Raw genomic sequence first — 24,301 nt, forward strand, 5'->3', positions numbered from 1 at the left:
GGAATTTAGGTGATAATTACATGCACACCGAAGGTAGGGTAGCAGCCCTGGCCGAAGGGGCCCTCATGGCAGCCCTGACGGTGGTGCTGGTGCTAACGGGGTACTTTATCCCCCTATTGCAGGTATTCACCAATATTATCTGGACGGTCCCCATTGTCGTCCTCATCGTGCGCCGCAGCTTACGCCTGGGGGTAATGGCCACCTTGGTGGCCGGCCTGGCCATAGCCTTTTTTACCGGTCCGCTAAATGCGGCGTTGCTATTTATCCAGTTTGCCGCCCTGGGACTGGTCTATGGTTACCTTTTCAAGGTTAAGGCCCGGCCCGGCCAGGTGCTGGCAGCGGGGGCGGTTGTTGCGCTCTTTTCTTTGCTTTTGAGCCTTGGCGTGACCTCAAAATTAACAGGGTTGCCCCTGGGGGGGCTGCTCCAGGAATTTGAGGCTACAGTTAATTATACCCTGGAATTTTACCGCCGTACGGGGATGCTGGAGCATATGGGTAGTCAGGGGATGACCCCGGAACAGTTCCAGGCCGCCCTGATCACCATGATCAATCTCCTAAAACTTCTGTTACCGGGGATTTTAATCTCTGCTTCTATCCTGGCCGCCTTCGTTAATTACCTGGCAGCTGAAAAGATCCTGCAACGCCTGGGCCTTATCGAGAGGGGGCTACCGCCTTTCCGTTACTGGCAGTTACCCTGGTACGCTATCTGGGGGGTAATTGCCGGCCTGGGTCTATGGCAGCTGGGAGATTATTATGGCCTGGCTTTTGCCCGGAAGGTAGGGGTGAATATCCTTTATGTATATTTGCCCCTGCTGGTGGGTAACGGCCTGGCAGCAGTGAGCTTTCTTTTTTACCAGTTGAAACTGGCTCCCTTTCTCAAGGCGGTGCTGGTGATTATTGCCCTGCTCAATGTCCCGGTGGCCCTGGTTTCCCTGGTAACGCTGGGCTTATTTGACCCGTTTTTCAGCTACCGGCGGCGCATCAATCCGTCTGGTAAAGGAGAGTGAGGCGTGATGAAGGTTATTTTAACTGCTGATGTGCCTAAACTGGGCAATCGGGGGGCAGTAGTGGAAGTAGCCGAGGGCTACGCCCGTAATTATCTCTTACCCCGGGGCCTGGCGGTGGAAGCCACTGCCGGGCGCATAAAGGAATTAAACCGGGAAAAGAAACGCCAGGAAGAGAAAAAGAGCCAGGAGCTGGCACAAGCCCGGCGCCAGGCCGGCCAGCTCAACGGTGCCCTGGTACAGGTGACCACCCGCGCCGGTGATAAGGGCAAACTTTTTGGTTCGGTTACCAATAAAGAAATAGCCCAGGCAATTAAAAACACTTTTCATCTGGACATCGACAGGCGTAAAATAGATCTGAAAGAGCCCATCAAGGCCCTGGGTAATTATGAAGTTACCTTGAAATTGCATCCTGAGGTCCAGGCCCGCCTGCGGGTACAGGTGGTGGCAGAGGGGAGTTAAGCCATGTCAGAAAATATAACCGCAGCCGTTGACACCGGCAAAGAGGTCCTGCCCGTCCTGGCCAGTGACCGTCATTTACTGGAGCGCCAGGTGGCCGCTTTATACGGTATTTTATGTGATATTTACGGCACGGACAAAGTAGTATTAAGGGCCAGCAAGCTGGAAGCCCTGGATTTAATCCGTTCCGGCGACCTGGCGGCCAGGGTCCTGGCCCTGGAAAAATTGATCTATGAGGACCCCACCATCAATGATTTGCCGGCCGAAGAAGAGATACCCCAGGTCCTGACAGCCCTGCAGGAAGAATTAGCCGACTTTATTGCCCGGCGGACGGTGGAAGAAAAACTGGAGCAGCGCATTGCCGAAAGGATGCAGGAGCGCCATGAAGAGTATATCCAGGAGATTCGCCGCCAGGTTCTAAAGGAAAATAACGGGCCGGAAAACGCCCAGACCCTTAAAAAACTGGCTATTCTGGAAAAGATGTCCCGGATAACCCTTTCCCGGACGGCCCTGGAAGCCCTGCGGCCCCGGCGCTTGGAGGAAATCGTCGGCCAGGACCAGGCCGTGCAGGCCATACTCGCTAAACTCGCCTCTCCCTTTCCCCAGCACATGATTATCTACGGCCCGCCGGGGGTGGGGAAAACGACGGCGGCCCGCCTGGCCCTGGAAGAAGCCAAGAAGATAAGCAGTTCCCCCTTTAAACCCCAGGCGCCCTTTGTTGAGGTGGACGGTACCACTTTGCGCTGGGATCCCCGGGAAGTGACCAACCCTCTTTTGGGCTCGGTCCATGATCCCATTTACCAGGGAGCGCGGCGGGACCTGGCCGAGAGCGGGGTGCCGGAGCCCAAACTGGGGCTGGTGACGGAGGCCCATGGCGGCATACTCTTTATTGACGAGATCGGGGAAATGGATCCCCTGCTCCTCAACAAGCTCCTCAAGGTCCTGGAAGATAAGCGGGTAGAATTTGATTCCTCCTACTATGACCCGGGCGATGAAAGTGTGCCCCGTTATATTAAAAAACTCTTTGAGGAAGGAGCCCCGGCTGATTTTATCCTTATCGGCGCTACGACCCGGGAGCCGGAGGAACTGAACCCGGCCCTGCGCTCCCGCTGCGCTGAGGTGTTTTTTGAACCCCTCACGCCGGCCCACATCCAGACCATTATCAAAGAAGCCGCGGGCCGGCTGGGGGTTAAACTGGAACCGGCGGTACCGGAACTAATCTCCGAATATACCATTGAAGGCCGCAAGGCCATCAATATCCTGGCCGAAGCTTACGGCCTCAGTCTCTACCAGCAGCAGCGGAAGAAAGGCCGCCGGCGCCGGCTGATTACGGTAGACCATGTCATGCAGGTCTTAAGAAGCGCCCGCCTGACGCCCTATACTACCGTTAAGGCCAAGGATACGCCGGAAATCGGCCGGGTGCTGGGCCTGGCCGTGGCCGGCTTTGTGGGTTCGGTCCTGGAGATTGAGGCCATGGCCTTCCCGGCCCGGGAACCGGGGAAAGGCAACATCCGCTTTAATGAGACGGCCGGCAGCATGGCGCGGGACTCCGTGTTCAATGCCGCCGTGGTATTTCGCCTGCTGACGGGGGAGGATTTATACAACTATGACGTCCACGTTAATATTGTGGGCGGGGCCAATATCGACGGTCCCTCGGCCGGCCTGGCCATTACCGCTGCCATTATCAGTGCCGTCCAGGAGCGGCCGGTGCGCCAGGATATCGCCGTGACGGGGGAAATCTCCATCCAGGGAAAAGTCAAACCGGTAGGCGGGGTGCTGGAGAAAATCTATGGCGCCAAGCAGGCTGGGATGAAAATGGTTTTAATCCCGGCAGAAAATGCGGCCGAGGTGCCGGCCAGCATAAAGGGGATTGACATCCGGCCCGTGGCTACGGTGGCCGAGGCCCTGGATTACCTGCTGCTGGCGACGGCCAGGGCAAAGGGCCGGCGGCGGTCGCGGGCGGGAGCCTGAAAGCTATGGCAGACGAGCTGGAAAAAGTCCCTCCCCAGAGCCTGGAGGCCGAGCAGTCAGTCCTGGGGGCCATTATGCTGGACCGGGAGGCATTGCTTTCCGTCCTGGAAATCCTTAAAGTCGAAGACTTCTACCGGGAAGCCCACCGGCTGATTTACCGCGCCATCCTGGACCTCAATGAGCGCGGTGAGGCCGTCGACCTCCTGACGGTAACGGAAGAACTCCGCCGCCAGGGCCAGCTGGAGGTAGCAGGCGGGGCTGCTTATTTGACCTCCCTGACGGGCGATGTACCCAGTGTGGCTAATGCCGGCTATTATGCCCGCCTGGTAGCGGAAAAAGCCACTTTAAGGGCCCTGGTGCAGGCAGCCGGCCGCATTACCGAACTGGCCTTGAGCGAAGCCGGGGAAGTGGACCAGATTTTAGATGAGGCTGAACGTCTAATTTTTGAGGTGGCCGGGGGCCGGCGCCGCAGCGGCTTTGTGCCCATTAAAGAGGTCCTGCTGCAAACCTTTGAGCAACTGGAGCGTTTGAGCGCCCATAAGGGTGAAGTTACCGGCGTGCCCACCTTCCATGACCTGGACCGCCTTCTTTCCGGCCTGCAGCCTTCCGACCTGATTATCTGCGCTGCCCGGCCGGGGATGGGTAAGACCTCTTTCTGCCTGAATATTGCCCAGCAGGTAGCTGTCAAACAAAAGCTGCCGGTGGCCATTTTCAGCCTGGAGATGTCCCGGGAGCAGGTGGTGCAGCGCATGCTGGCTGCTGAAGCCATGGTGGAGCAGCACCGCCTGCGGACGGGCTTTTTAACCGAAGACGACTGGGCGCGGCTAGTCAATGCCGCCGGTATCCTGGGGGAGGCCCCCATCTATATTGACGATACCCCGGCCCTCTCGGCCCTGGAGGTCCGGGCTAAGGCCAGGCGGCTGCAATCAGAAAGCGGCCTGGGCCTGGTGGTAGTCGACTACCTGCAGCTCATGCAGGCCCACCGCCGGGTGGACAGCCGCCAGCAGGAAATTGCCCTTATCTCCAGGGCCATGAAGGCCCTGGCCCGGGAGCTAAACGTTCCCGTCCTGGTCCTATCCCAGTTAAACCGCGGTGTCGAGCAGCGCCAGGATAAACGCCCGGTTATGGCCGACCTCCTGGAGAGCGGGGCCATTGAGGCTGACGCCGATGTCATTATCTTCCTTTACCGGCCCCAGTATTACGACCCCGACACCGATAAAAAAGGGATTGCCGAAGTTATCGTGGCCAAGCACCGCAATGGGCCGGTGGGAACGGTGGAAATGGCTTTTTTGCCTGAATTTACCAAATTTGTCGACCTGGCCCCGGAACCGGCCGTTTAAGAAAGAAGGTTAAAAAAGTTGGCACCAGATTCTACCCGCATCTGGACCCGGGATTTTATCCTTTTATCCCTGGCCAGTTTCCTGATCTTTACCGGCTTCCAGATGCTCATGCCCACCCTGCCCAAATATGTAGCTGCCCTGGGTGGTGACAACCTGGTGGTGGGCTTTACCATGGGCATCTTTACCATTTCTGCTGTCCTGGTCCGTCCCTGGCTGGGCCGGGAAATGGACCGCCGTGGCCGGCGGGGTATCTACCTGCTGGGCTTGTTGATTTTTGCTGTGGCGGTGCTGGGTTATTCCATTTCACCTTCGATCCTCATCCTGTTTCTTTTTCGCCTTCTTCATGGCGCCGGTTGGGGCGGTTCCACCACCGCCGGGGGAACCATTGTTACCGACATTTTACCTCCGCAACGGCGGGCCGAGGGCCTGGGTTATTATGGCCTGTTTTCCAACCTGGCCATGGCCATTGCCCCGGCCCTGGGGCTGCTGGTCCTGGACCTGGCCGGTTTTAAAGTACTCTTCTTTACTTCCGCAGCCCTGGCCCTGGCCGCCACCCTGGTGGCCGGTAAGATAAAAATGCCGGCCGTAGCTACTCGCGGCGGGTCCCCGCCGGCCTTTTTTGAGCCTAAAGCCTTACATCCGTCCCTGATTGCCTTCTTTATGACCATTACCTATGGCGGCGTGGTAACCTTCCTGACCCTTTATGCCGCCGAACGCGGTATTGCCAATATTGGTCTCTTTTTTACTTTTTATGCCGCAGCCCTGATGCTCATCCGGCCCCTGGCCGGGATGGTGGCCGACCGGTACGGCCAGGGGCCGGTTTTGGTCCCCGGTTTGCTGGCGGCCACCCTGGCCACCCTGATCCTGGCCCTGGCCGGCAGCCTCCCGGTTTTCCTCGTAGCCGCCGTCCTCTACGGCCTGGGATTTGGCGCCGCCCAGCCTACCCTCCAGGCCATGGCCGTGGCCGGCGTAGCTCCCAACCGCCGCGGTGCGGCGAACGGTACTTTTTTTTCCGCTTTTGACCTGGGGATAGGCCTGGGTTCTACCCTCCTGGGAGTCGTGGCCCGGTTCACCGGTTTTGCCGGTATGTATGCTGTAGCCTCTCTCTTCGGACTGGCCGGACTGCTCACTTTTCTGGCGGGAAGAAAAGGCAGGTCTGCCCAAAAAGCAACGGCGGGCCCTTAGACTAGTGGGCAGAATAGGTTTTTAACATTCTATCAGTATTTTTTTCTTTTCCCCGGCGCAGACTATCCCCGGAAATGTAAATGGTGAAAGGGGTAGTCAGGTGGCCAGGGTCATTGGCATTATGCCCAACCAGGAACAGGTGGGCGGGCTCATTGATAGCCTGAAAAACGCCGGTTTTGACCGCAAGGATATGGTTGTCGCCAGTTTGTCCAGGTCCTTTACGGAGTGGGAAAATCCTGATGAAATAGCTTACCTCAAAACCGAACGGGATGAACTCTGGCAGGAGGGGACCGATACCTATACGGACTTCCTGGCAGCCTCTGCCGGGCAGGGTGTAGCGGTAGCCGTTGAGGCACCGCGCCATGAACTAGCCCGCATCCGGGAAATTATGGAGCAAAACGGGGCTGCGAAAATTATCCAGGATTAAGGTAAAGCCGCGGTCTGGAGGGATCGCGGCTTCTTTTTGCTTTATTGGGAGGAATAGCTGGAAAAAAGACGAAATAATAAAAGCGATAAAACGGATTTCCTCGCCGCAGTAGCGATTACGACGTCTACAATATCGGAGCGCTGTTAGCATCTGGGTGAATGCATCAAGGTATTGAAAATACACGTTGCAATTTACGTGTAAAACGCCGGTATAAGCCGGTATGGTTTGTAAGGGGGTGTCTTATGGAAGTCAACATTGCCGGTACCCTGCTTAAACTCCTCCAGGGGGATATTGTTGAGCAAGAGGTAGAGGCCATTGTCAATGCCGCCAATACCGGCCTGTGGGGTGGCAGTGGCGTCGACGGCGCCATCCACCAGGCCGGGGGACCGGCCATAGCGGCAGAGTGCCGCCGCATCCGGGAAGAGCAGGGCGGTTGCCCAGTCGGCCAGGCGGTTATCACCTCCGGGGGATTCCTCAAGGCGCGCTACGTTATCCATACCGTAGGTCCCATCTGGCACGGCGGCCGGCAAGGAGAAGATGAGCTGCTGGCCAGTGCCTACCGCAGCAGCCTCCAGCTTGCCCGGGAGCGTGGAATCAAATCCCTGGCCTTTCCTTCCATCAGCACCGGGGCTTACCGCTTCCCTGTGGAGCGAGCCGCCGGGATAGCCATGGCTACGGTAAAGGATTTTTTGACTGCCAATCCGGGTACCTTTAGCGAAGTACGTTTTGTCCTTTTTTCCCAGCCGGTTCTGGTAGCCTACGAACAGGCCCTGGCGGAGGTATTAGCTTCCGGCCCGCAATAATATCCGGTGATAAGACAGCGTTTGTGGCCGGGGCTTCTTGCAATGGCGCCGCTACCGCAGTAAGTTAAGTATTACTTAATTGTGAAATCGGGTACAAAAGCGGATTAAAAGCGGCGAGGATGTGGAGAAAAAGCGGGGCAAAGCAGTTAAGTATCGTTTAAGGGCATTGGATGAAGCGAGTAAAAAAGGATGATTTGCTATGCGGACCGGCACGGCTAGTCTCCCCCTCCACGGAGGCCACTGTCCGCCCTGGCTTTTTGAACGCATGAAACGCCTGGGGCCGGCCATCCTGGAGGTAATTGTCCGGGAATACGGCCCCCAGGAGGTTTTACGGCGCCTGAGCGATCCGCACTGGTTCCAGGCCTTTGGCTGTGTCCTGGGCTTTGACTGGCACTCCTCGGGCTTAACTACCACCCTCTGCGGCGCCCTTAAGGAGGGTATACGCGGCCGGGAAAAGGACCTGGGCCTGGTCATTGCCGGGGGAAAGGGCCGCACTTCCCGCCAGACACCGGAGGAAATCGCAACGGCAGCCGATAGACTGGCCCTGACCTCTTTACAACCTGGAGAGTTAGTATACGCCAGCAGGATGGCCGCTAAAGTCGACAATACCGCCCTCCAGGACGGCTACCAGCTCTACCATCACGTCTTTATCTTTACCTTTGACGGCCGGTGGGCCGTCGTCCAGCAGGGGATGAATGAAATGACGCGCCTGGCCCGCCGCTACCACTGGCTGGGCGAAGGAGTAGGGGACTTTGTTTGCGAACCCCATGCCGCTGTTTGCTGCGATGCGAAGGGGGAGGTGCTGAACATGGTGGCCAATGAGGGGCAGGCCTCCCGCCAGGTGGTGACGGAGCTGGCCCGGCAGCGGCCGGAAAGAGTAGTAGCCGAGTTTAACCGCATCCTGGAGAGGAAGTTGCCCAATCTCTCCCTCCCCTGGCGCCATGATGTTCCCCGGGCGAGCTACCTCAATAAGGCCCTGCTCAAAGTATATGCCGCCCAGCCCCGGGATTTTGCCGCCGTCCTGGGCGTGGAAGGCGTGGGCCCCAAAACTGTCCGCGCCCTGGCCATGGTGGCCGAGGTGGCCTACGGCGCGCCGGCCAGCTTCCGCGATCCAGTCCGGTACAGCTTCAGCCACGGCGGCAAGGACGGCCACCCCTACCCGGTAGACCGTCGGGTCTATGATCACTCCATCGCCGTCCTGGAGCAGGCCCTGGCATCAGCGAAGATCGGCCGGACTGACAAGCTCCAGGCCTTGAAACGGCTGGCCCAAATTTCTCCGTAAAGGCTTTGCACCTATGAAAAAACCGCCACGTAGCGCACTTAACTACGTGGCGGTTTATTATTAACCCAGGATATCTTTCAGGTCCTGTTCCGGCGTGGTAATAGGCTTCAGGTTGTAGTTTTCCTGCAGGACCTTCAGCACATTGGGTGTCAGGAAGGCCGGCAGGGAGGGGCCGATGCGGATGTTTTGAATCCCCAGGTGCAGTAGGGTCAGCAGGATAGCCACGGCTTTTTGCTCGAACCAGGACAGGACTAGACTCAAGGGCAGCTCGTTGACGCTGCAGTTAAAGGCTTCAGCCAGGGCCAGGGCCACCTGGAGGGCTGAATAGGCGTTATTGCACTGTCCTATATCGATAAGGCGCGGGATGCCGCCAATATCGCCCAGGTCGAGGTGATTGAAGCGGTACTTGCCGCAGCCCAGGGTCAGGACCACGCAGTCCCCCGGTACCTTCTCCACGAATTCAGTGTAGTAATTGCGGCCTGGCTTGGCCCCGTCGCAGCCGCCCACCAGGAAGAAGTGGCGGATCTTACCGGCCTTGACAGCATCGATCACCTGGCCGGCTATGCTTAAGATAGCTGTGTGGTGGAAACCGGTGGTCAATTCGCCGCCGGCCTTTTCCTCCAGGGGCGGCAGGGCTTTCGCCTTTTCAATAACCGGCGTAAAGTCGCGGTTTTTAATATGGGTTACTCCCGGCAGGCCGGCAATGCCACAGGTAAACATGCGCTCCCGGTAAGATTCCTTGGGGATCAACACGCAGTTAGTCGTACCCAGGATGGCGCCGGGGAACTCTTCAAATTCTTTTTTCTGGTTCTGCCAGGCCGAGCCGTAGTTGCCCACCAGGTGGGGGAACTTCTTCAGTTCCGGGTAGGCATGGGCCGGCAGCATTTCCCCGTGGGTATAGACGTTAATCCCCGTACCTTCCGTCTGCCGCAGGAGTTCATAGAGGTCCAGCAGGTCGTGGCCGGTAACGAGAATACCCGGACCTTTCTTAGTGCCGGTAGATACTTTCGTCGGGACCGGGGCGCCAAAACGCTCTACATGTGCTTTATCCAGTAATTCCATGACTTTGAGGTTCACGGCCCCGACTTTTAAGGCCATCTCTATATGACGGTTAAGATCAAAGTCGACGTTAGTTAGCGTAGTAAAGAGTGCCTCGTGCATAAAGGCGTCTACTTCTTCGTCCCGGGCACCCAGTTCCCGGGCATGGTAGGCATAGGCGGCAATACCTTTAAGGCCGATGAGGATGGTATCCTGCAGGCTGGCGATATCTTCGTTTTTACCGCAAACGCCTGCCCTGGTGCAGCCGGTACCGCCGGCTGTCTGCTCGCACTGGTAACAAAACATGGTTTCTCCCCCTTTGGTGGAATTTTTCAGGACAACCTTATCATAAATGGAAGGGCTAAAATAAACTGTGACCTGGGTCACAATTATACACAGATTTGATCAAATACCCGGACGCCGGAGCAAGTAACTCCTTGCAAATCAGAACTGGTACTAGCAGGAAATCCAGTATTGGTGTCGAAAAACCTTAAATACGGCCAGTAATTAACAAAAAAGGGCGGAGGTTGCGGTATGGACGGAAATTCCCCCCGGCCATTGGGAGCTGGATTAGATACATATCATTTTCAACCGGCAACCAGCCAGCCGTTGGGGAGTTATCATCAGCCGTTACCAATAGAGAAGCCGGTAGGGATGACAGGCGTGCCTGACGGGCCGGTAGGGGAAATTTACCAGGAAGCCCAGGAAGCCCTGAGCGATGTCTATCACCGCTGTCGCCTCGGGAGTCAGCTGGAAGTAAAAAATATCCAGGAGATAGTAGCCGACTTTCTCAACCGGATGCAGGACAATCAGGACATGTTTTTGCAGATGGCCATGCTTAAGGACCTGGACCCCTATTCTTCGCGCCATTCCCTGAATGTAACTGTCCTGGCTACCCTCCTCGGTTCAAAATTAGGCCTCTCCCAGGATGAACTCCTGGTCATCGGTGTTGGCGCCATGCTCCACGACGTGGGCAAATTGGAAGTACCGCCGGCAGTTTTATTAAAGCCCGGCAAGCTAACTGCCGAGGAATTTGCCGTTATCAAGCGCCATCCCCAGGCCGGTTATGAGCGGCTGGACGGCGTGGTCAGCGAAGCGGTTCGCCGGGTGGCCCGGGATCACCATGAACGCTGTAACGGCAGTGGTTACCCCAAAGGATTAAACCGGGAAGAGTTAAGCCTGGCCGCCCGGTGCGTGGCCATTGCCGATGTTTACGACGCCGTAACTACCGACCGCTGCTACCGGCCCAGGTATCTCCCCCATGAAGGCATGGAATTGTTAATGGTAGAAAGTACCATGGGCAACCTGGACCTGGAGCTGGTACGGGTATTTTTGCAGGCCATTGCCAGTTACCCGGTGGGGACTACGGTACGGTTGACGACGGGTGAAATCGCCCGGGTAATAGCCCAGGAGCCGGAGGTACCCATGCGCCCGGTGGTCAAGGTGTTGCAGCCCCGGCGCCGGGCCGGTGAGATTATCCGCCTCCTGACCAATCCTTCTATATTAATTGTCGAGGCTGAACCCTAGTTCATTTCGTAAAAACTGTGTGTTAGCAGGGCGGCAGGGGTATGCTAATATAAGGGTACTGGTCAACCTGTATGGCGGAGATGATTGGATGCCGGTTAGGGAAAAAGATTTTGCGACGGCTTACCTGGGTTTGGGCTCCAACCTGGGTGACCGGGAAGGGAATTTGCAGCGGGCCGTAGCAATACTTACGGCCACCGAAGGGATCGAGGTGGAACGCCTTTCTTCCTGGTATGAGACGGCCCCAGTGGGCAAGACCGACCAGGGATGGTTTTTAAACGGGGTGGCCAGGATCAAGACCACCATGCGCCCGCGCGAGTTGCTGCATGCCGTATTGGGGATAGAGCAGCGCCTGGGGCGGGTGCGGCGGGAACGTTGGGGACCCCGGAATATTGATATCGACATTTTGCTTTACGATGATTTAACAGTTAATGAACCGGACCTGGCAATTCCCCACCCCAGGCTGATGGAGCGGGCCTTCGTCCTGATACCCCTGGCCGAAATAGCCCCGGAGCTTATTTTACCCGACGGCCGGCGGGCAGGCGTCGCCGCTGCAGGTCCTTTCCCCGGGCAGGAAGTATTGCCTTACAGGGGTAACAGGTGTTAAAATAAAACCGGGCGCTACCGTACAAGGAGTGCACGGGTCTGTTCCAGTCCAATAATTTATCAATTGCAGGTTAGACCGCTTGGATCATTGGCGACCGAGACGGGTGAATGAGGGATTAACTTCCGGCAGCTCGTCGGGAGTTTTTTATTTGGAGGAGCCGCTCATGGCGGCAGGGCGCCACCAGCGAGGGCGTGACAATGCCAGTTTGCGATAGAGTTGTTTTAGGAGGAGTGTTCAATCATGCGAATAGGCATTATCGGTGCCGGAGCCGTCGGTACGGGGATGGGCATATTATTGCGCCGGCGGGGATACACCATCGCCGGTGTAGCCAGTCGTACCCTTGCTTCAGCCCGGCGGGCGGCGGCAAGGCTGGCCTGCCCGGCCTTTGAGCAGCCGGAAGAAGTAGCCCGCCGGGCCGATGTTGTCTTTATTACCACCAGTGACCAGTCTATCGGCCAGGTGGCAGCTAACGTAGCCGCTCAAGGGGGCTTTCGCCCCGGGCAAACGGTGATTCATATGAGCGGTTCCTTAACTTCAGCCGTCCTGGACCCGGCCCGGCAAGCCGGTGCCCTGGCTTTAAGCCTCCATCCCCTCCAGTCTTGTGCCGACGCCGACCGGGCAGTGGCTAACCTCCCCGGGTCTGTTTTTAGCCTGGAAGGCGATCGGGAAGCCCTGCCCCTGGGGAAACGCCTGGTGACCGAGCTGGGGGGTGAGTATTTCCTCATTAGCCCCGAGGCCAAACCCCTCTATCACGCCGCCGCCTGCGTCGCTTCCAATTACCTGGTCAGCCTCATAGATTTAAGTCGCCGGCTCATGCAGGCAGCCGGTATGGAACCGGAGATGGCGGCTCGGGCCCTGGCGCCTTTAATTAAAGGTACTTTAGATAATATTGATGAAAAGGGCATACCCCAGGCCCTGACTGGTCCCATTGCCAGGGGCGACTTCGGTACGGTCAGGGACCACTTAAAAGCCATGGAGGCCACCGTACCCGAACTGGGCGAGCTTTACCGCGCCTTGGGGCGCTACACGGCCGGCCTGGCCGGCCGGAAAGGGAGCATTGACGCCCGTAAGGTAGCCCTGTTCGGGCAAATCCTGGCTGCCAAATTTGATGCAGCAAGCAGGAAGGCAGGAGTCAGGGGTAAAGCCAGCCAATGATAGAGCCATAGGCGAAGGAGATGACAGTATTGGAGTTACTGACAACAATTGCGGCCGTCCGCAAGTTTGTGGCGGCAGCCAGGCAGCAGGGCAAGAGCATTGGCCTGGTCCCGACCATGGGTTATCTCCACGAAGGCCATTTAACCCTGGCCAGGACGGCCAGGGAGCAGAATGACGTCGTTATGATGAGCATTTTTGTCAACCCGACCCAGTTTGGCCCCGGGGAAGACCTGGAGCGTTATCCCCGGGACCTGGAACGGGATCGAAAGCTGGCCGCCGGCGCGGGCGTTGATGCCATTTTTGCCCCTGCGGTAGCAGAAATGTACCCGCCCGGCTATGCCACCTATGTCCAGGTCGAAGGCTTGACGGAAGTTCTCTGTGGCGCCTCCCGGCCGGGCCATTTCCGGGGCGTGGCTACCGTGGTCAGCAAGCTTTTTAATATCGTCCAGCCCGACCGGGCCTATTTCGGCCTCAAGGATTACCAGCAGGCGGTAGTCATCAAGCGCCTGGTCAGGGATTTAAATTTCCCGGTTGACATAATCACCGTCCCCACCGTGCGGGAGCCCGACGGCCTGGCTATGAGTTCGCGGAACAAATACTTAGATCCGAACCAGCGTCGTAGCGCCCTGGCCCTCTACCGCGCCTTAAACCTGGGGGTGGAACTCATCCGCTCCGGCGAACGCCGCGCTGCTGTGGTCCGGGAAGCCATGGCCGGGGAAATTTTAGCCCAGCCCGAGACGCGGATTGATTATGTGGCGGTAAATGATGCTGAGACCCTTGAACCTTTAGAAGAAATCAAGGGCCGGGTGCTGCTGGCCCTGGCCGTCTGGGTGGGCAACACCCGTTTAATTGATAACCTGACCCTGGAGGTGAAAGATGATGTGGCGCACCATGATGAAAAGTAAGCTGCACCGGGCAACTGTCACCGAGGCTAACCTGAATTATGTCGGCAGTATTACCATTGATAGCGAGCTGATGGCCGCAGCCGATATTTTACCCAACGAGAAAGTTCAGGTAGTCAACAATAATAATGGCGCCCGGCTGGAGACCTACGCCATCCCCGGACCTGCCGGCAGCGGGGTTATCTGCGCCAACGGGGCCGCCGCCAGGCTGGTCCAGCCCGGCGATATTGTTATCATTATTTCCTATGGCATTTTTACTGACGCCGAAGCCAGGTCCTACCAACCGCGGGTTATTCTCCTGGATGGCCAGAACAAAATAACCGGGGTCAGGGGCGGGGAACGGCCGGGGAAGGTCTGGGTTTAAAGCAAATATATGTTAACCCGGACAGCAAATAAATAGTTGACAACCATAAAAAGGAAGATTAAAATATAATCATGGCAATAGAAGGCAGTAAACAACAGGTCTTAGAGTATCTGCGCCATCACCGGGGCGAGTATATTTCTGGCGAAGAGCTGAGTAAAAAGCTGGCCATCACCAGGACGGCCGTGTGGAAGCATATCCAGGCTTTACGCCAGGAAGGGTACCAGATTGATGCCCAGACCCGTCGCGGCTATTGCTTGCTGTCCATCCCGGATTGTTTTTACCCCGAAGAGGTGGCCGCAGGCCTCAAGACCTCCTGGCTGGGACGGAACCTTTACTATTACGACGAAGTGGGTTCTACCAACCAGGTGGCCAAAGAACTGGCCGATGGCGGGGCACCGGAAGGGACGGTGGTCATCGCCGAGGCCCAGACAGGCGGCCGCGGCCGGCGGGGGCGTTCCTGGCTCTCGCCGCCCCATAAAGGCATCTGGTTCTCGGTTATCTTACGCCCCCGGGTGACTCCGGCCCTGGCGTCCCAGCTGACCCTGCTGGCGGCAGTGGCCGTGGCGGCAGCCATTCGACGACACACAGGACTCCCGCCGGGCATAAAGTGGCCCAACGATCTCCTGGCCGGCGGGCGTAAAGTGTGCGGTATCCTGACGGAGATTAAAGCCGAAATTGATGCCATCGAGTATGTTGTCCTGGGTACAGGCTTAAACGTCAACATGGAGGCGGGTGATTTTAGCCCCGAGGTTAGACCCCTGGCTACCTCTTTATTTTTAGAACTGGGCCGGCCTGTGGCGCGACTGCCATTATTCCAGGAGATATTGTACCAGCTGGAAAAATGGTATGAGCGCTGGCAGGAAGAGGGTTTCGACCCTGTCCGGCGGGCCTGGAAAGAGGCCAGCGTTACCTTGGGCCGGGAAGTGGAGGTTAATTCCTGGCGGGAAGTTTTCCGGGGCGTGGCCGTAGATATTGACGCTGAAGGTGCCCTGCTGGTCAGGGGCGGGGGAGGTGAGGTCCGGCGTTTTAACTCCGGCGAGGTGAGCCTGCGACCGGCAAGCTAAAATTTTTTGCCGCATATGTTAACTATATAAGTGACAAATAGTTAACAATAATAGCCGCCTACAGCTGCGAAAAGAGCTATTCACGAGGAGGAATCTTCTGTGCGTACTAAAGATATGGCCCTGGTGGCCCTTTTTGCCGCCCTGGTAGCCGTCCTGGCTCAGGTGGCTATTCCCCTGCCCTTTTCACCAGTACCCATTACCGGCCAGGTCCTAGGAGTATTCCTGGCTGGTGCCATCTTGGGTAAAAATAGAGGCACCCTGGCTATAATCGTTTACTTACTCCTGGGGGCCATTGGCTTGCCCGTCTTTGCCCGTGGCGGGGCCGGCCTGGCGGCCTTTGCCAGGCCGTCGGGGGGATACCTCTGGGGTTTTGCCCTGGGAGTCTACGTCATGGGCCTGGTCCTGGAAAGGGGTAAAGGGGAACCGCGTTACGGTCGCCTGGCTGCCGGCATGTTCACCTGCCTGGTAGTAATCTACGTTCTGGGTACTATACAGTTAATGTATCTCCTGCATCTTAACCTGGTGAAAGGTCTTCTCCTGGGGGTTCTGCCCTACATCCCCCTGGACCTGGCCAAACTGGTCCTGGCGGTAGCCGTCAGCTTCCAAGCGCGGCGGGCACTGCAGCAGGCGGGGTACCTGCCCGCCAGGAGTACTAATCCAGAATCCACAAATTAAAAACGGGTACTAATGTTAGTGTCAAGATGGCACCTGCCCTTTTCCCCAACTCACTTTTATATTCCGTCCGCGCCCATCATTTACTGTGTGCCCGCCAGTTCCAGGGCTACGGCTACAGCCCGGCTTTTGTCCGGCGGGTGAGGCGTACCCTGGCTTTATGGCAGGTACGTACCCAATCGCTTTTAAGCGTCATTAATGATTATGATGCCTGGTGCCGGGCCTGCCCCAACCGGGGTACAGATAACTGTACCACTGCGGTTGCCCGGGATAACCTGGTGTTAAAGCATTTGGGCCTGGCCCCCGGTACCGCCCTGACCTGGGCCGCGGCCCGGGAACTTGTCGGCCGCAAAGTTGATAAAAATGCGGCCGGTCGCCTCTGCGCCGGTTGCCCCTGGCTGGCCGGCGGTTATTGCCGCTGGTAACTAACCCCTTAACGGGGTTATTTTTTTACCAGCAGGAAAGAGGATAAAGCCTGGTATTGTGGAATAATTGAAGTTGAAAAGAATGGAGGGGATGCGGCCATGTTGCTGGCCATAGATGTCGGCAATACTAATATTGTCATTGGCCTTTATAAAGGTAAGGAGTTGCAATGCCACTGGCGCGTAGCCAGCGATCGGCAGAAGACAGCCGATGAATACGGCCTGATTTTACGTCAACTGGCCCATTACCAGGGGCTGGACCTGGAGGCCATTAAAGCCGTGGTCATGGCCTCTGTTGTGCCAACTTTGACCCAGACTTTGACCATGATGCTCAAAGAACAGTTTAACTGCCCGCCGCTGGTAATCGGCCCCGGGGTAAGAACCGGGATGCCCATCCGTTTTGACAACCCCAGGGAAGTAGGTGCCGACCGGATTGTCAACGGCGTGGCCGTCTATGAACTGTATGGTGGCCCGGCCATTGTCGTGGACTTCGGGACCGCTACCACCTTTGACGCCATTTCCGCCAGCGGCGAATACCTGGGCGGGGCCATCGCTCCCGGGATTGGCATCGCTACGGATGCCCTTTTTGCCCGGGCGGCCAAACTGCCCCGGGTGGAACTCATCAGGCCGCCCCAGGTAATCGGTAAAAATACCGTAGCCTGCATGCAGGCGGGGATAATGTATGGCTTTATCGGCCAGGTAGAAGGGATTGTTAAGCGCATGCAGGCCGAGATGGGGGGGCGGGCCGTGGTGGTAGCTACCGGCGGCCTGGCCGGTTTGATAGGTCCCGAAGTTAACTGCATTGATAAGGTTGATCCCCTGTTAACCCTGGAGGGTTTGCGTATCGTCTATGAGCGCAACAGTTAAAATTGGCCCGGTTACCCTGGCAGCCCCCCTGGTGACGGCGCCCATGGCGGGTTTTTCCGACCGTATCTTTCGCCTCCTCGCCAGGGAAGCGGGGGCGGCCTTGACCTATACCGAAATGATCAGCGCCCAGGGTCTTATCTATCAAAGCAAGGCTACCTGGGCGCTCCTTGATTTAAAGGACGAGCCGGGCCCGGTAGCCGTCCAGCTCTTTGGCCGGGAGCCGGAAATCCTGGCCAGGGCTACTAAACTAGCCGTGGCCGCCGGGGCGGATATTATTGATTTAAATATGGGCTGCCCAACACCCAAGATAGTGAAAAATGGCGAGGGAGCGGCCTTGATGCGCGATCTACCCCTGGCGGCGGCCATTGTCGCCGCCATGGTGGAGGCTGCCGGCCCGGTGCCGGTAACGGTCAAAATGCGGAAGGGCTGGGATGAAGATTCCGTAAATGTTATCGAGGCGGCCCGGGCGGTGGTTAAAGCCGGGGCGGCAGCGGTAGCCATCCACGGCCGCACCCGCAGCCAGTTTTACAGCGGCCGGGCCGACTGGGATTGCATCCGCCAGGTAAAGGAAGCCGTACCGGTACCGGTCATTGGCAATGGTGATATCAGGACACCGGCAGACGCCGTAGCCATGCTGGAACTGACAGGTTGCGATGCCGTCATGGTGGGCCGGGCTGCCATAGGCAATCCCTGGTTGCTGGCGGCCATCCGCGCCCGCCTGGAAGGCCGGCCGGAACCCCCACCGCCGGCTGTAGCCACACGTATGGCCACAGCTATCCGCCATTTCAAAATGATGGTAGAGCTAAAAGGAGAAAAGACTGCAGTAAAAGAAATGCGGAAGGTTCTGGCCTGTTACCTCCGGGGTTTACCGGGAGCAGCCCGCCTGCGCCAGCATCTTTATACCCTTGATACCGCGGCGGAAGTCATCTCCACCCTGACTGCCTATAGTTGTGATTAGGAACCTTTTAGCATATGGATGCGTCATACCCAGGGAAGGGGGAGTGAGGGTAGTAACCATACGTACCGGCATCGTCCTGGCCAGGGAAGGAGGAACCCTGCCGCGTATGGTTACCCCTTTTCGTTTGTTTCTTGGCGGCCCGTTAGGCAGCGGCTGGCAGTGGGTTTCCTGGATTCACATTGCTGATGCTGTAGGTATCATCCAGCTGGCCCTCGAACATACAACCGTGGCTGGACCGGTAAATCTTACCGCACCCCAGCCGGTACGGATGGAGGAATTTGCCTCGGTCCTGGGAAGAGTGCTGAAGCGGCCTTCCAGTTTGCGAGTACCGGCATGGGTGCTGAAAATGGCCTTAGGGGAAATGGCCAATCTTCTCCTTACCGGCCAGCGGGTGCTACCTGCCCGGGCTTTGCAGGAGGGTTACCAGTTTCGCTATCCCCAGTTAGCAGGGGCCCTGGAAGATTTGCTTATCTTAACCAGCAGGAGTGGGTAGCGCTAAATCCTACGGGCTCCCAGGAAAATTGTGATGAAGCTTCCTGAAGTAACCCCAGGAATCCCTAAAAGAGGCGCTTAAAGACGAAAAGGTAAAAGAAGAGATAGAAAGGCTACAAGAGGTCGACAAGAAGTTCCGGAAGTGGATGGGCTTTACCAGTCCGGAAGCGCTAACAGAATACCGGGTGCGAAGGCTCATGCGAACCATGCCCATTAGCCGTTTACGGGACTAACGAACTTTTGCGCCAGGCCGATGTTCGTATAAAAGGCAAAGGCCTTGAGGTTATTTATGATTATAAAATAAAAAGAACAGTCTGGTCCCGCCGGCCAGCAGGAAGCAGGCTACATACGTGCCCGTGAGGATGCAGGCCTCCAGCAACCCGGGTTTCGGATAATGAATAGGCGTTTCTGTTACCGTCCTCCATAAACAACTTGCCAGGACGGTATTTTTTTGCTATAATCTTCCTTGCACATTTCTGTGCACAGAGGGGTAGACTTTCTAATGGACCTGATCCGGATTGGCGACAAGCTTATCAGCCGGCGCAAGATCAACTCCATCCTGGAGCGCATCTTTGAGTTGCGCTGCCAGGGTTTTTCCCAGCAGGAAACAGCCAGGCAGTTAGATGTGGACCGCTCTTTTGTCTCCCGGTTAGAAACCCTAGGCGAGGTACGGCGCGGCCGGCGCATAGCTGTGGTGGGTTTCCCGGTAGCCAATAAAGCCGAGATGGAAAATATGCTGCGGCAGGAGGGCGTGGAATACATATTACTTTTAACCGATGCCGAGCGCTGGGATTTTGTCCGCCAGAAAAGCGGGCTGGAATTGTTGAACCAGCTGATGGAGATTGTCGCCCGGGTGCGGGATTACGATGTCGTCATCATTATCGGTTCCGACTACCGCATCAAGGTCAGCGAAGCCCTGCTGGGACGAGAAGTGGTGGGCGTGGAGATCGGCCCTTCCCCTATCCGGGGAGACCGGGAGGTAGACGTGGAGGGATTGCGTGTCCTGGTACGCCAACTGGGAAAAGATACTGGGAAGGATAAAGAAGGATGGGATAAAAAATGAAACGCGTGGTCAGCATCAGCCTGGGTTCATCCAAACGGGATCACCAGGTGGAAGCGGAATTCCTGGGAGAAAAGTTCCGCATCGAGCGCATCGGTACCGACGGCGATATGGAGCGGATGATTAATCTTATCCGGGAACTGGACGGGCAGGTGGATGCCTTCGGCCTGGGGGGGATGGACCTTTACATCCGGGTTGGTACCAGGCGTTATCTCCTCCGGGACGCGGCTAAAATTGCCCGGGCGGCCCGGCTGACCCCCATGGTAGACGGTGGTGGCTTAAAGGATACCCTGGAGCGCCGAGTGATAGCCTACCTGGTCCGGGAAGGTATCGTGGATTTCCGGGGCAAAAGGGTGCTCGTGGTCAGCGCCGTCGACCGCTTCGGCATGGCCGAAGCCCTGGACGCTGCCAGCGCGGATCTTATTTGCGGCGACCTTATTTTTGGCCTGGGTATCCCCGTGCCCATCCGTTCCCTGGCAAGATTCCAGCGGGTGGCCTACCTGGCCGCCCCACTGGTGCGCTTGTTGCCCTTTAAACTTCTCTATCCTACTGGTAAAGAGCAGGAGAAAATCGACAACCGTTACCAGCGCTATTACGAAGATGCGGAGATCATTGCCGGCGATTTCCTCTTCATTCGCCGTTACCTTCCCCCCGAGCTGCCGGGCCGGATGATAATCACCAATACCGTTACCAGCGCCGACATCGAAGAACTGCGCCGGCGGGGCATTAAAACTTTGATCACTACGACGCCGGAGTTTAACGGCCGCTCCTTCGGCACCAACGTCATGGAAGGTGTTCTTTTAACCTTGAGTGGCAAAAAACCGGAGGCAGTTACGCCGGAAGATTACAACCGCCTCCTAGACCGCCTGGACTTTAAACCCCGCATCGTAAATTTGAATTGAACCAGGGCCGTTGAAGGCCATTTCTCACCATCCGGCCGCCGGCTTCTACATTAGAGGGAAGCCCACCGTGGCGGCGCTTCACCACCGGTGGACGGAGGAGATGGGGGGCGGCCTCCGGCAGACCCGCCGCTTCTCCCCTCTATTCTTTATAGGAGGGTTGTTTTCCTTGCACAGATTCGCCTTTATGATCCATCCCCTTGACATCAACGATATTACCAGGAAATTTCCCCTCGCCCGCCACTTGCCCTCCGGCCTCCTGGAACGGGCGGCACGTTATCTGCCCCCCCTGAAAACCTCGTATATTAATGGTGTCCGTTCCCCTTACGCTGAAACAGAGGGGTGGTTCGTAGCCTGTCCCCTGACTACGCGTCAGATGTTAAGCTTGCCGGAAAAATTTGTTATCGAGCGTATTATTCGCACCGGCCGCCTGGCAGAAAAATTAGGAGCCGAAATCCTGGGGCTGGGGGCCATGACTTCCGTAGTTGGCGATGCCGGGATTACTGTGGCCCGCAATTTAAATATAGCGGTGACCACCGGTAACAGTTATACCGTAGCTACGGCCATAGAAGCTACGGAAAAGGCGGCGGCCATGATGGATATTGACTTGCCCCGGGCCGAGGTAGCCATTGTTGGAGCGACAGGTTCCATTGGCGCCGTGTGTGCTAAAATCCTGGCCCGCCGTTGCCAGCATTTAACCCTTATTGCCCGCAATGAAACCAAACTGGCCCGCCTGGCCGGTGAGATAAAGGCTACTAGCGGTTTAAAAGTCAGGATAACCAGCCATTCCCGGGAAGCCCTCCGGCGCGCCGATGTGATTATCACCGTTACCTCGGCGGTAGATACCGTCATCGAGCCCGAGGACCTGAAACCGGGGGCAGTAGTGTGCGACGTCGCCCGGCCCCGGGACGTCTCCCGGCGGGTAGCCGAGATGCGCGACGATGTACTGGTGATTGACGGTGGAGTGGTCGAGGTACCGGGCAATGTCAACTTTAACTTTAATTTCGGTTACCCGCCGGGTCTAGCCTATGCCTGCATGGCCGAAACCATGATCCTGGCCCTCGAGGGGAGAATTGAGAACTTTACCCTGGGCCGGGAGTTAACGGTAGAACAGATCGATATCATCAACCGCCTGGCGGCCAAACACGGCTTTCGCGTAGCCGGCTTCCGTAGTTTCGAGCTGCCGGTTTCCGAAGCCAGGGTGGCAGCCATCCGGGAGCGGGCCCGCCGTAAAGCAGCCCTGGCCCGTTAACTGCCGGAAAGGTATTGACATGGTAACCGGGCAGGCCTATAATACCTATAAACGAAGCGGACTATGGCACAACAAGCACTGGAGGAAGCCTCCGGTGCTTGTTATGGTACTTGGACCTGTGGACTGGCCGCATAAAGGAACGCAAAAGGACATATATTGAGATAGCACCGGTGCCCTAAAACGATGTGGTAATTGAAGGGGAGCGAGCAGAGGATGGCAGAAAAAGAAACCTTATTAACCATGAGCGGGTTGAAGAAACTGGAAGAAGAGCTGGAGTACCTTAAATCTGTAAAAAGGCGGGAAGTCGCCGAACGTTTAAAGCAGGCCATTGAGTTCGGCGACATCAGCGAGAACTCCGAATACGAGGACGCCAAAAACGAGCAGGCCTTCATTGAAGGCCGTATTCTTACCCTGGAAAAAAAGCTGCGTAACGCCAGGGTTATTGACGCCAGTGAGGTACCGGGTGACGTTGTCTCCCTGGGCTCCCGGGTCACTTTAAAGGACATGGACGCAGGGGAGGAGCTGCAATACGAAATTGTCGGCTCCATGGAAGCTGACCCGGCGGAGAACCGGATTTCCAACGAGTCGCCGGTAGGCAAGGCCATCCTGGGCCATCGTATTGGAGAAATAATAAATATTCAGGTACCAGCCGGGACCCTGCGTTACCAGATAATTGATATAGCCAGAGGGCAATAGGAGGAACAACAATTTGGAAGTTGAGAACGATTTAATAGCGGTGCGCCTGGAAAAGTTAAAGCAGCTCCAGGAGGAAGGCATCGACCCTTACGGGGGCCGTTTTGAGCGTACCCATACCACGGCAGCCGTTCACCAGCATTTTGACGAATTGGCAGGTCAAGAAGTAACCCTGGCGGGACGTATCCTGGCTATCAGGGGGCATGGTAAAGCCTCCTTTGCCGATTTACAGGACCGGGACGGCCGCATCCAGCTCTATATCCGGATAGACAATGTTGGCCCTGAAACCTATGATTTTTTCCGCCGGCTGGATATCGGTGACATTATTGGTGTTAAAGGCAGGGTCTTTCGTACCCACCGCGGGGAAATCTCCCTGGAAGTCCATCAACTAACCCTGCTGTGTAAGAGTTTACGCCCCCTGCCGGAGAAATGGCACGGCTTGAGGGATGTAGATTTGCGCTACCGGCAGCGTTACCTCGACCTCATTGTCAACCCGGAAGTAAGGCAAGTATTTATTACCAGAGCCGGGGTTTTACGGGCCATACGCACCTTTCTGGATAGCCGGGGCTTTTTAGAGGTGGAAACGCCGAGCATGCACACCATCCCCGGCGGCGCGGCGGCCCGGCCCTTTATTACCCACCATAACGCCCTGGATATCGATCTTTATTTACGCATTGCCCTGGAGCTGCACTTAAAGCGGCTGCTGGTGGGCGGCCTGGAAAAGGTCTATGAAATGGGACGTATTTTCCGCAACGAAGGCATATCCACCAAACACAACCCCGAATTTACCATGCTGGAGTTGTACCAGGCCTATGCCGACTATGAAGATATGATGAGCCTGCTGGAGGAGATGGTGGCCTTTGTTGCCAGGGAAGCCCTGGGGACGACTACCGTTACCTACCAGGGTGAGGAATTGGATTTAACCCCGCCCTGGCCGAGGCTAACCATGTTTGCGGCCATTGAGAAATATACCGGAGTGGACTTTTCCGGGCTAACAACGAGGGAAGAGGCATGGCAGGCGGCAACTGACCTGGGGGTGGAACTCGAACCCGGCCTGGAATGGGGGAAAATCATTAACGAAGTCTTTGAGGCCAGAGTGGAACCCCATCTGGTACAGCCCACCTTTATCCTTGATTACCCGGTAGCCATATCCCCCCTGGCCAAAAGGAAAAAAGAAAACCCGGAACTTACTTACCGCTTTGAAGCCTTTATTGCCGGGCGGGAACTGGCCAATGCCTTCTCCGAACTGAATGACCCCCTGGACCAGCGCCGGCGCTTTGAAGCCCAGATGGCCGCCCGGGCAGCAGGTGATGAAGAAGCCCACATGCTGGATGAAGACTTCCTGCGCGCCCTGGAGTATGGCATGCCCCCGGCCGGCGGTATGGGTATCGGTATTGATCGCCTGGTGATGATCCTGACGGACTCGCCCTCCATCAGGGACGTTATCCTTTTCCCCACCATGCGACCCAGGGAAGAATAGGCATACTTGAGTATCGGCTAGAAAAAACAAGGAAGGCCAGAATTTTATCAAGGTAACTAGAACGGGTAGTCGTTAGCGGGCTTTAGAAAGCCTTGCGCGCTACCCGTTTTGCGTGTTATATTATTTCCTGCGCCCCGGCGAGGGCGCCTGGCAAGGGAAAAGAAAAAAAGAAAAGAGACCCTTGACAAGCGGACGGTTTAGGTAGTAAAATACGAACCTGCCGGCAGGAAATTCGCCGGCGCCGGTAGTTGAGGGTAGAAATCTCTTGACACCGGGCAAAAGAAGTGATAGAATATAAAAGTCGCGTCTAGCGAAGCTGGTCTTTGAAAACTGAACAGTGGTAAGGAGCCAGACGTAAAAGCGAGGACCCTGTAGAAGAGG

At 56.8% G+C, this 24,301-nt stretch carries 25 protein-coding genes; 24 read left to right on the forward strand and 1 reads right to left on the reverse strand.

Going from position 1 to position 24,301, the window contains the following annotated elements; all coding sequences use genetic code 11:
- Window positions 1–20 precede the first annotated feature (20 nt).
- The 8 genes from MOST_RS00235 (at window position 21) to MOST_RS00270 (ending at window position 8,471) form a co-directional block, all read left to right on the forward strand.
- A complete protein-coding gene (locus MOST_RS00235) occupies window positions 21–1,007 on the forward strand; it encodes a YybS family protein (RefSeq protein ID WP_054937889.1) in 987 nt (328 codons plus the stop codon).
- 6 nt (window positions 1,008–1,013) lie between these two features.
- Window positions 1,014–1,466, forward strand: a complete 453-nt coding sequence (gene rplI, locus MOST_RS00240; protein ID WP_054937890.1) for a 50S ribosomal protein L9 — start codon at window positions 1,014–1,016, stop codon at window positions 1,464–1,466.
- 3 nt (window positions 1,467–1,469) lie between these two features.
- The gene (gene lonC, locus MOST_RS00245) at window positions 1,470–3,434 is read left to right on the forward strand and encodes a Lon family ATP-dependent protease (RefSeq protein WP_054937891.1); all 1,965 of its coding nucleotides are present in this window, start codon (window positions 1,470–1,472) and stop codon (window positions 3,432–3,434) included.
- A 5-nt stretch (window positions 3,435–3,439) separates the two neighbouring features.
- Window positions 3,440–4,774, forward strand: a complete 1,335-nt coding sequence (dnaB, locus tag MOST_RS00250) for a replicative DNA helicase (RefSeq protein ID WP_054937892.1) — start codon at window positions 3,440–3,442, stop codon at window positions 4,772–4,774.
- Window positions 4,775–4,792: 18 nt separating this feature from the next.
- Window positions 4,793–5,959 (forward strand): MFS transporter, encoded by a 1,167-nt coding sequence (locus tag MOST_RS00255; RefSeq protein WP_054937893.1) that lies wholly within the window; start codon window positions 4,793–4,795, stop codon window positions 5,957–5,959.
- Window positions 5,960–6,059: 100 nt separating this feature from the next.
- On the forward strand, window positions 6,060–6,386 hold the full coding sequence (locus tag MOST_RS00260) for a hypothetical protein (RefSeq protein ID WP_054937894.1): 327 nt from the start codon (window positions 6,060–6,062) through the stop codon (window positions 6,384–6,386).
- Window positions 6,387–6,628: 242 nt separating this feature from the next.
- The gene (locus tag MOST_RS00265) at window positions 6,629–7,189 is read left to right on the forward strand and encodes an O-acetyl-ADP-ribose deacetylase (RefSeq protein WP_054937895.1); all 561 of its coding nucleotides are present in this window, start codon (window positions 6,629–6,631) and stop codon (window positions 7,187–7,189) included.
- Between the two features lie 199 nt (window positions 7,190–7,388).
- On the forward strand, window positions 7,389–8,471 hold the full coding sequence (locus MOST_RS00270; RefSeq protein WP_054937896.1) for a DUF763 domain-containing protein: 1,083 nt from the start codon (window positions 7,389–7,391) through the stop codon (window positions 8,469–8,471).
- A 60-nt stretch (window positions 8,472–8,531) separates the two neighbouring features.
- Here MOST_RS00270 and hcp read toward each other — a convergent pair whose 3' ends face one another.
- Window positions 8,532–9,815 carry a hydroxylamine reductase gene (gene hcp / locus MOST_RS00275; protein ID WP_054937897.1) on the reverse strand — a complete coding sequence of 428 codons (1,284 nt, stop codon included), beginning with the start codon at window positions 9,813–9,815 and terminating at the stop codon, window positions 8,532–8,534.
- Between the two features lie 228 nt (window positions 9,816–10,043).
- Between hcp and MOST_RS00280 the strand changes: the two genes are divergently transcribed.
- The 16 genes from MOST_RS00280 to lysS all read left to right on the forward strand — a co-directional run bounded on the left by MOST_RS00280 (window position 10,044) and on the right by lysS (window position 23,920).
- Window positions 10,044–11,036: an HD-GYP domain-containing protein gene (locus tag MOST_RS00280; RefSeq protein WP_083476794.1), complete on the forward strand. Its 993-nt coding sequence runs from the start codon at window positions 10,044–10,046 to the stop codon at window positions 11,034–11,036.
- 88 nt (window positions 11,037–11,124) lie between these two features.
- Window positions 11,125–11,640 carry a 2-amino-4-hydroxy-6-hydroxymethyldihydropteridine diphosphokinase gene (folK, locus tag MOST_RS00285; RefSeq protein WP_054937899.1) on the forward strand — a complete coding sequence of 172 codons (516 nt, stop codon included), beginning with the start codon at window positions 11,125–11,127 and terminating at the stop codon, window positions 11,638–11,640.
- Window positions 11,641–11,880: 240 nt separating this feature from the next.
- The gene (locus MOST_RS00290; protein ID WP_054937900.1) at window positions 11,881–12,795 is read left to right on the forward strand and encodes a Rossmann-like and DUF2520 domain-containing protein; all 915 of its coding nucleotides are present in this window, start codon (window positions 11,881–11,883) and stop codon (window positions 12,793–12,795) included.
- 29 nt (window positions 12,796–12,824) lie between these two features.
- Window positions 12,825–13,700, forward strand: coding sequence for a pantoate--beta-alanine ligase (gene panC, locus MOST_RS00295; RefSeq protein WP_054937901.1), 876 nt, complete (start codon window positions 12,825–12,827; stop codon window positions 13,698–13,700).
- Window positions 13,675–14,061, forward strand: a complete 387-nt coding sequence (panD, locus tag MOST_RS00300; protein ID WP_054937902.1) for an aspartate 1-decarboxylase — start codon at window positions 13,675–13,677, stop codon at window positions 14,059–14,061. Before panC ends, panD begins: the two co-directional genes overlap by 26 nt.
- 71 nt (window positions 14,062–14,132) lie before the next feature.
- Complete coding sequence (locus MOST_RS00305) at window positions 14,133–15,125, forward strand: biotin--[acetyl-CoA-carboxylase] ligase (RefSeq protein ID WP_054937903.1); 993 nt, start codon at window positions 14,133–14,135, stop codon at window positions 15,123–15,125.
- A 99-nt stretch (window positions 15,126–15,224) separates the two neighbouring features.
- The gene (locus MOST_RS00310) at window positions 15,225–15,800 is read left to right on the forward strand and encodes a biotin transporter BioY (RefSeq protein ID WP_054937904.1); all 576 of its coding nucleotides are present in this window, start codon (window positions 15,225–15,227) and stop codon (window positions 15,798–15,800) included.
- A 26-nt stretch (window positions 15,801–15,826) separates the two neighbouring features.
- Complete coding sequence (locus MOST_RS00315) at window positions 15,827–16,222, forward strand: DUF1284 domain-containing protein (RefSeq protein WP_054937905.1); 396 nt, start codon at window positions 15,827–15,829, stop codon at window positions 16,220–16,222.
- Window positions 16,223–16,321: 99 nt separating this feature from the next.
- Window positions 16,322–17,086: a type III pantothenate kinase gene (locus tag MOST_RS00320; protein ID WP_054937906.1), complete on the forward strand. Its 765-nt coding sequence runs from the start codon at window positions 16,322–16,324 to the stop codon at window positions 17,084–17,086.
- Window positions 17,070–18,044, forward strand: coding sequence for a tRNA dihydrouridine synthase DusB (gene dusB, locus MOST_RS00325; RefSeq protein WP_054937907.1), 975 nt, complete (start codon window positions 17,070–17,072; stop codon window positions 18,042–18,044). Before MOST_RS00320 ends, dusB begins: the two co-directional genes overlap by 17 nt.
- A gap of 43 nt (window positions 18,045–18,087) precedes the next feature.
- Window positions 18,088–18,537: a DUF1731 domain-containing protein gene (locus tag MOST_RS00330; RefSeq protein ID WP_054937908.1), complete on the forward strand. Its 450-nt coding sequence runs from the start codon at window positions 18,088–18,090 to the stop codon at window positions 18,535–18,537.
- Between the two features lie 501 nt (window positions 18,538–19,038).
- Window positions 19,039–19,599 (forward strand): helix-turn-helix domain-containing protein, encoded by a 561-nt coding sequence (locus MOST_RS00340; protein ID WP_054937909.1) that lies wholly within the window; start codon window positions 19,039–19,041, stop codon window positions 19,597–19,599.
- Window positions 19,596–20,498, forward strand: coding sequence for a DUF8754 domain-containing protein (locus MOST_RS00345; protein WP_054937910.1), 903 nt, complete (start codon window positions 19,596–19,598; stop codon window positions 20,496–20,498). The genes MOST_RS00340 and MOST_RS00345 overlap by 4 nt, the downstream gene beginning before the upstream one ends.
- A 166-nt stretch (window positions 20,499–20,664) precedes the next feature.
- Window positions 20,665–21,747 carry a polysaccharide biosynthesis protein gene (locus tag MOST_RS00350; RefSeq protein WP_054937911.1) on the forward strand — a complete coding sequence of 361 codons (1,083 nt, stop codon included), beginning with the start codon at window positions 20,665–20,667 and terminating at the stop codon, window positions 21,745–21,747.
- 213 nt (window positions 21,748–21,960) lie between these two features.
- Window positions 21,961–22,443, forward strand: a complete 483-nt coding sequence (gene greA, locus MOST_RS00355) for a transcription elongation factor GreA (RefSeq protein ID WP_054937912.1) — start codon at window positions 21,961–21,963, stop codon at window positions 22,441–22,443.
- Window positions 22,444–22,456: 13 nt separating this feature from the next.
- Entirely contained in the window at window positions 22,457–23,920 is a 1,464-nt protein-coding gene (gene lysS / locus MOST_RS00360) for a lysine--tRNA ligase (protein WP_054937913.1), read from the forward strand.
- The last annotated feature ends 381 nt before the right edge of the window (window positions 23,921–24,301 follow it).

Origin of the sequence: Neomoorella stamsii (assembly GCF_002995805.1) — a bacterium.
GTDB classification, from domain to species: Bacteria; Bacillota; DSM-521; order Neomoorellales; family Neomoorellaceae; genus Neomoorella; species Neomoorella stamsii.

Coding starts and splice junctions, on each gene's coding strand:
- MOST_RS00235 (WP_054937889.1), top strand. CDS start 21: ATGCACACCGAAGGTAGGGTAGCAGCCCTGGCCGAAGGGGCCCTCATG.
- rplI (WP_054937890.1), top strand. CDS start 1,014: ATGAAGGTTATTTTAACTGCTGATGTGCCTAAACTGGGCAATCGGGGG.
- lonC (WP_054937891.1), top strand. CDS start 1,470: ATGTCAGAAAATATAACCGCAGCCGTTGACACCGGCAAAGAGGTCCTG.
- dnaB (WP_054937892.1), top strand. CDS start 3,440: ATGGCAGACGAGCTGGAAAAAGTCCCTCCCCAGAGCCTGGAGGCCGAG.
- MOST_RS00265 (WP_054937895.1), top strand. CDS start 6,629: ATGGAAGTCAACATTGCCGGTACCCTGCTTAAACTCCTCCAGGGGGAT.
- MOST_RS00270 (WP_054937896.1), top strand. CDS start 7,389: ATGCGGACCGGCACGGCTAGTCTCCCCCTCCACGGAGGCCACTGTCCG.
- hcp (WP_054937897.1), bottom strand. CDS start 9,815: ATGTTTTGTTACCAGTGCGAGCAGACAGCCGGCGGTACCGGCTGCACC.
- MOST_RS00280 (WP_083476794.1), top strand. CDS start 10,044: ATGGACGGAAATTCCCCCCGGCCATTGGGAGCTGGATTAGATACATAT.
- folK (WP_054937899.1), top strand. CDS start 11,125: ATGCCGGTTAGGGAAAAAGATTTTGCGACGGCTTACCTGGGTTTGGGC.
- MOST_RS00290 (WP_054937900.1), top strand. CDS start 11,881: ATGCGAATAGGCATTATCGGTGCCGGAGCCGTCGGTACGGGGATGGGC.
- panD (WP_054937902.1), top strand. CDS start 13,675: ATGTGGCGCACCATGATGAAAAGTAAGCTGCACCGGGCAACTGTCACC.
- MOST_RS00305 (WP_054937903.1), top strand. CDS start 14,133: ATGGCAATAGAAGGCAGTAAACAACAGGTCTTAGAGTATCTGCGCCAT.
- MOST_RS00315 (WP_054937905.1), top strand. CDS start 15,827: ATGGCACCTGCCCTTTTCCCCAACTCACTTTTATATTCCGTCCGCGCC.
- MOST_RS00320 (WP_054937906.1), top strand. CDS start 16,322: ATGTTGCTGGCCATAGATGTCGGCAATACTAATATTGTCATTGGCCTT.
- dusB (WP_054937907.1), top strand. CDS start 17,070: ATGAGCGCAACAGTTAAAATTGGCCCGGTTACCCTGGCAGCCCCCCTG.
- MOST_RS00340 (WP_054937909.1), top strand. CDS start 19,039: ATGGACCTGATCCGGATTGGCGACAAGCTTATCAGCCGGCGCAAGATC.
- MOST_RS00345 (WP_054937910.1), top strand. CDS start 19,596: ATGAAACGCGTGGTCAGCATCAGCCTGGGTTCATCCAAACGGGATCAC.
- greA (WP_054937912.1), top strand. CDS start 21,961: ATGGCAGAAAAAGAAACCTTATTAACCATGAGCGGGTTGAAGAAACTG.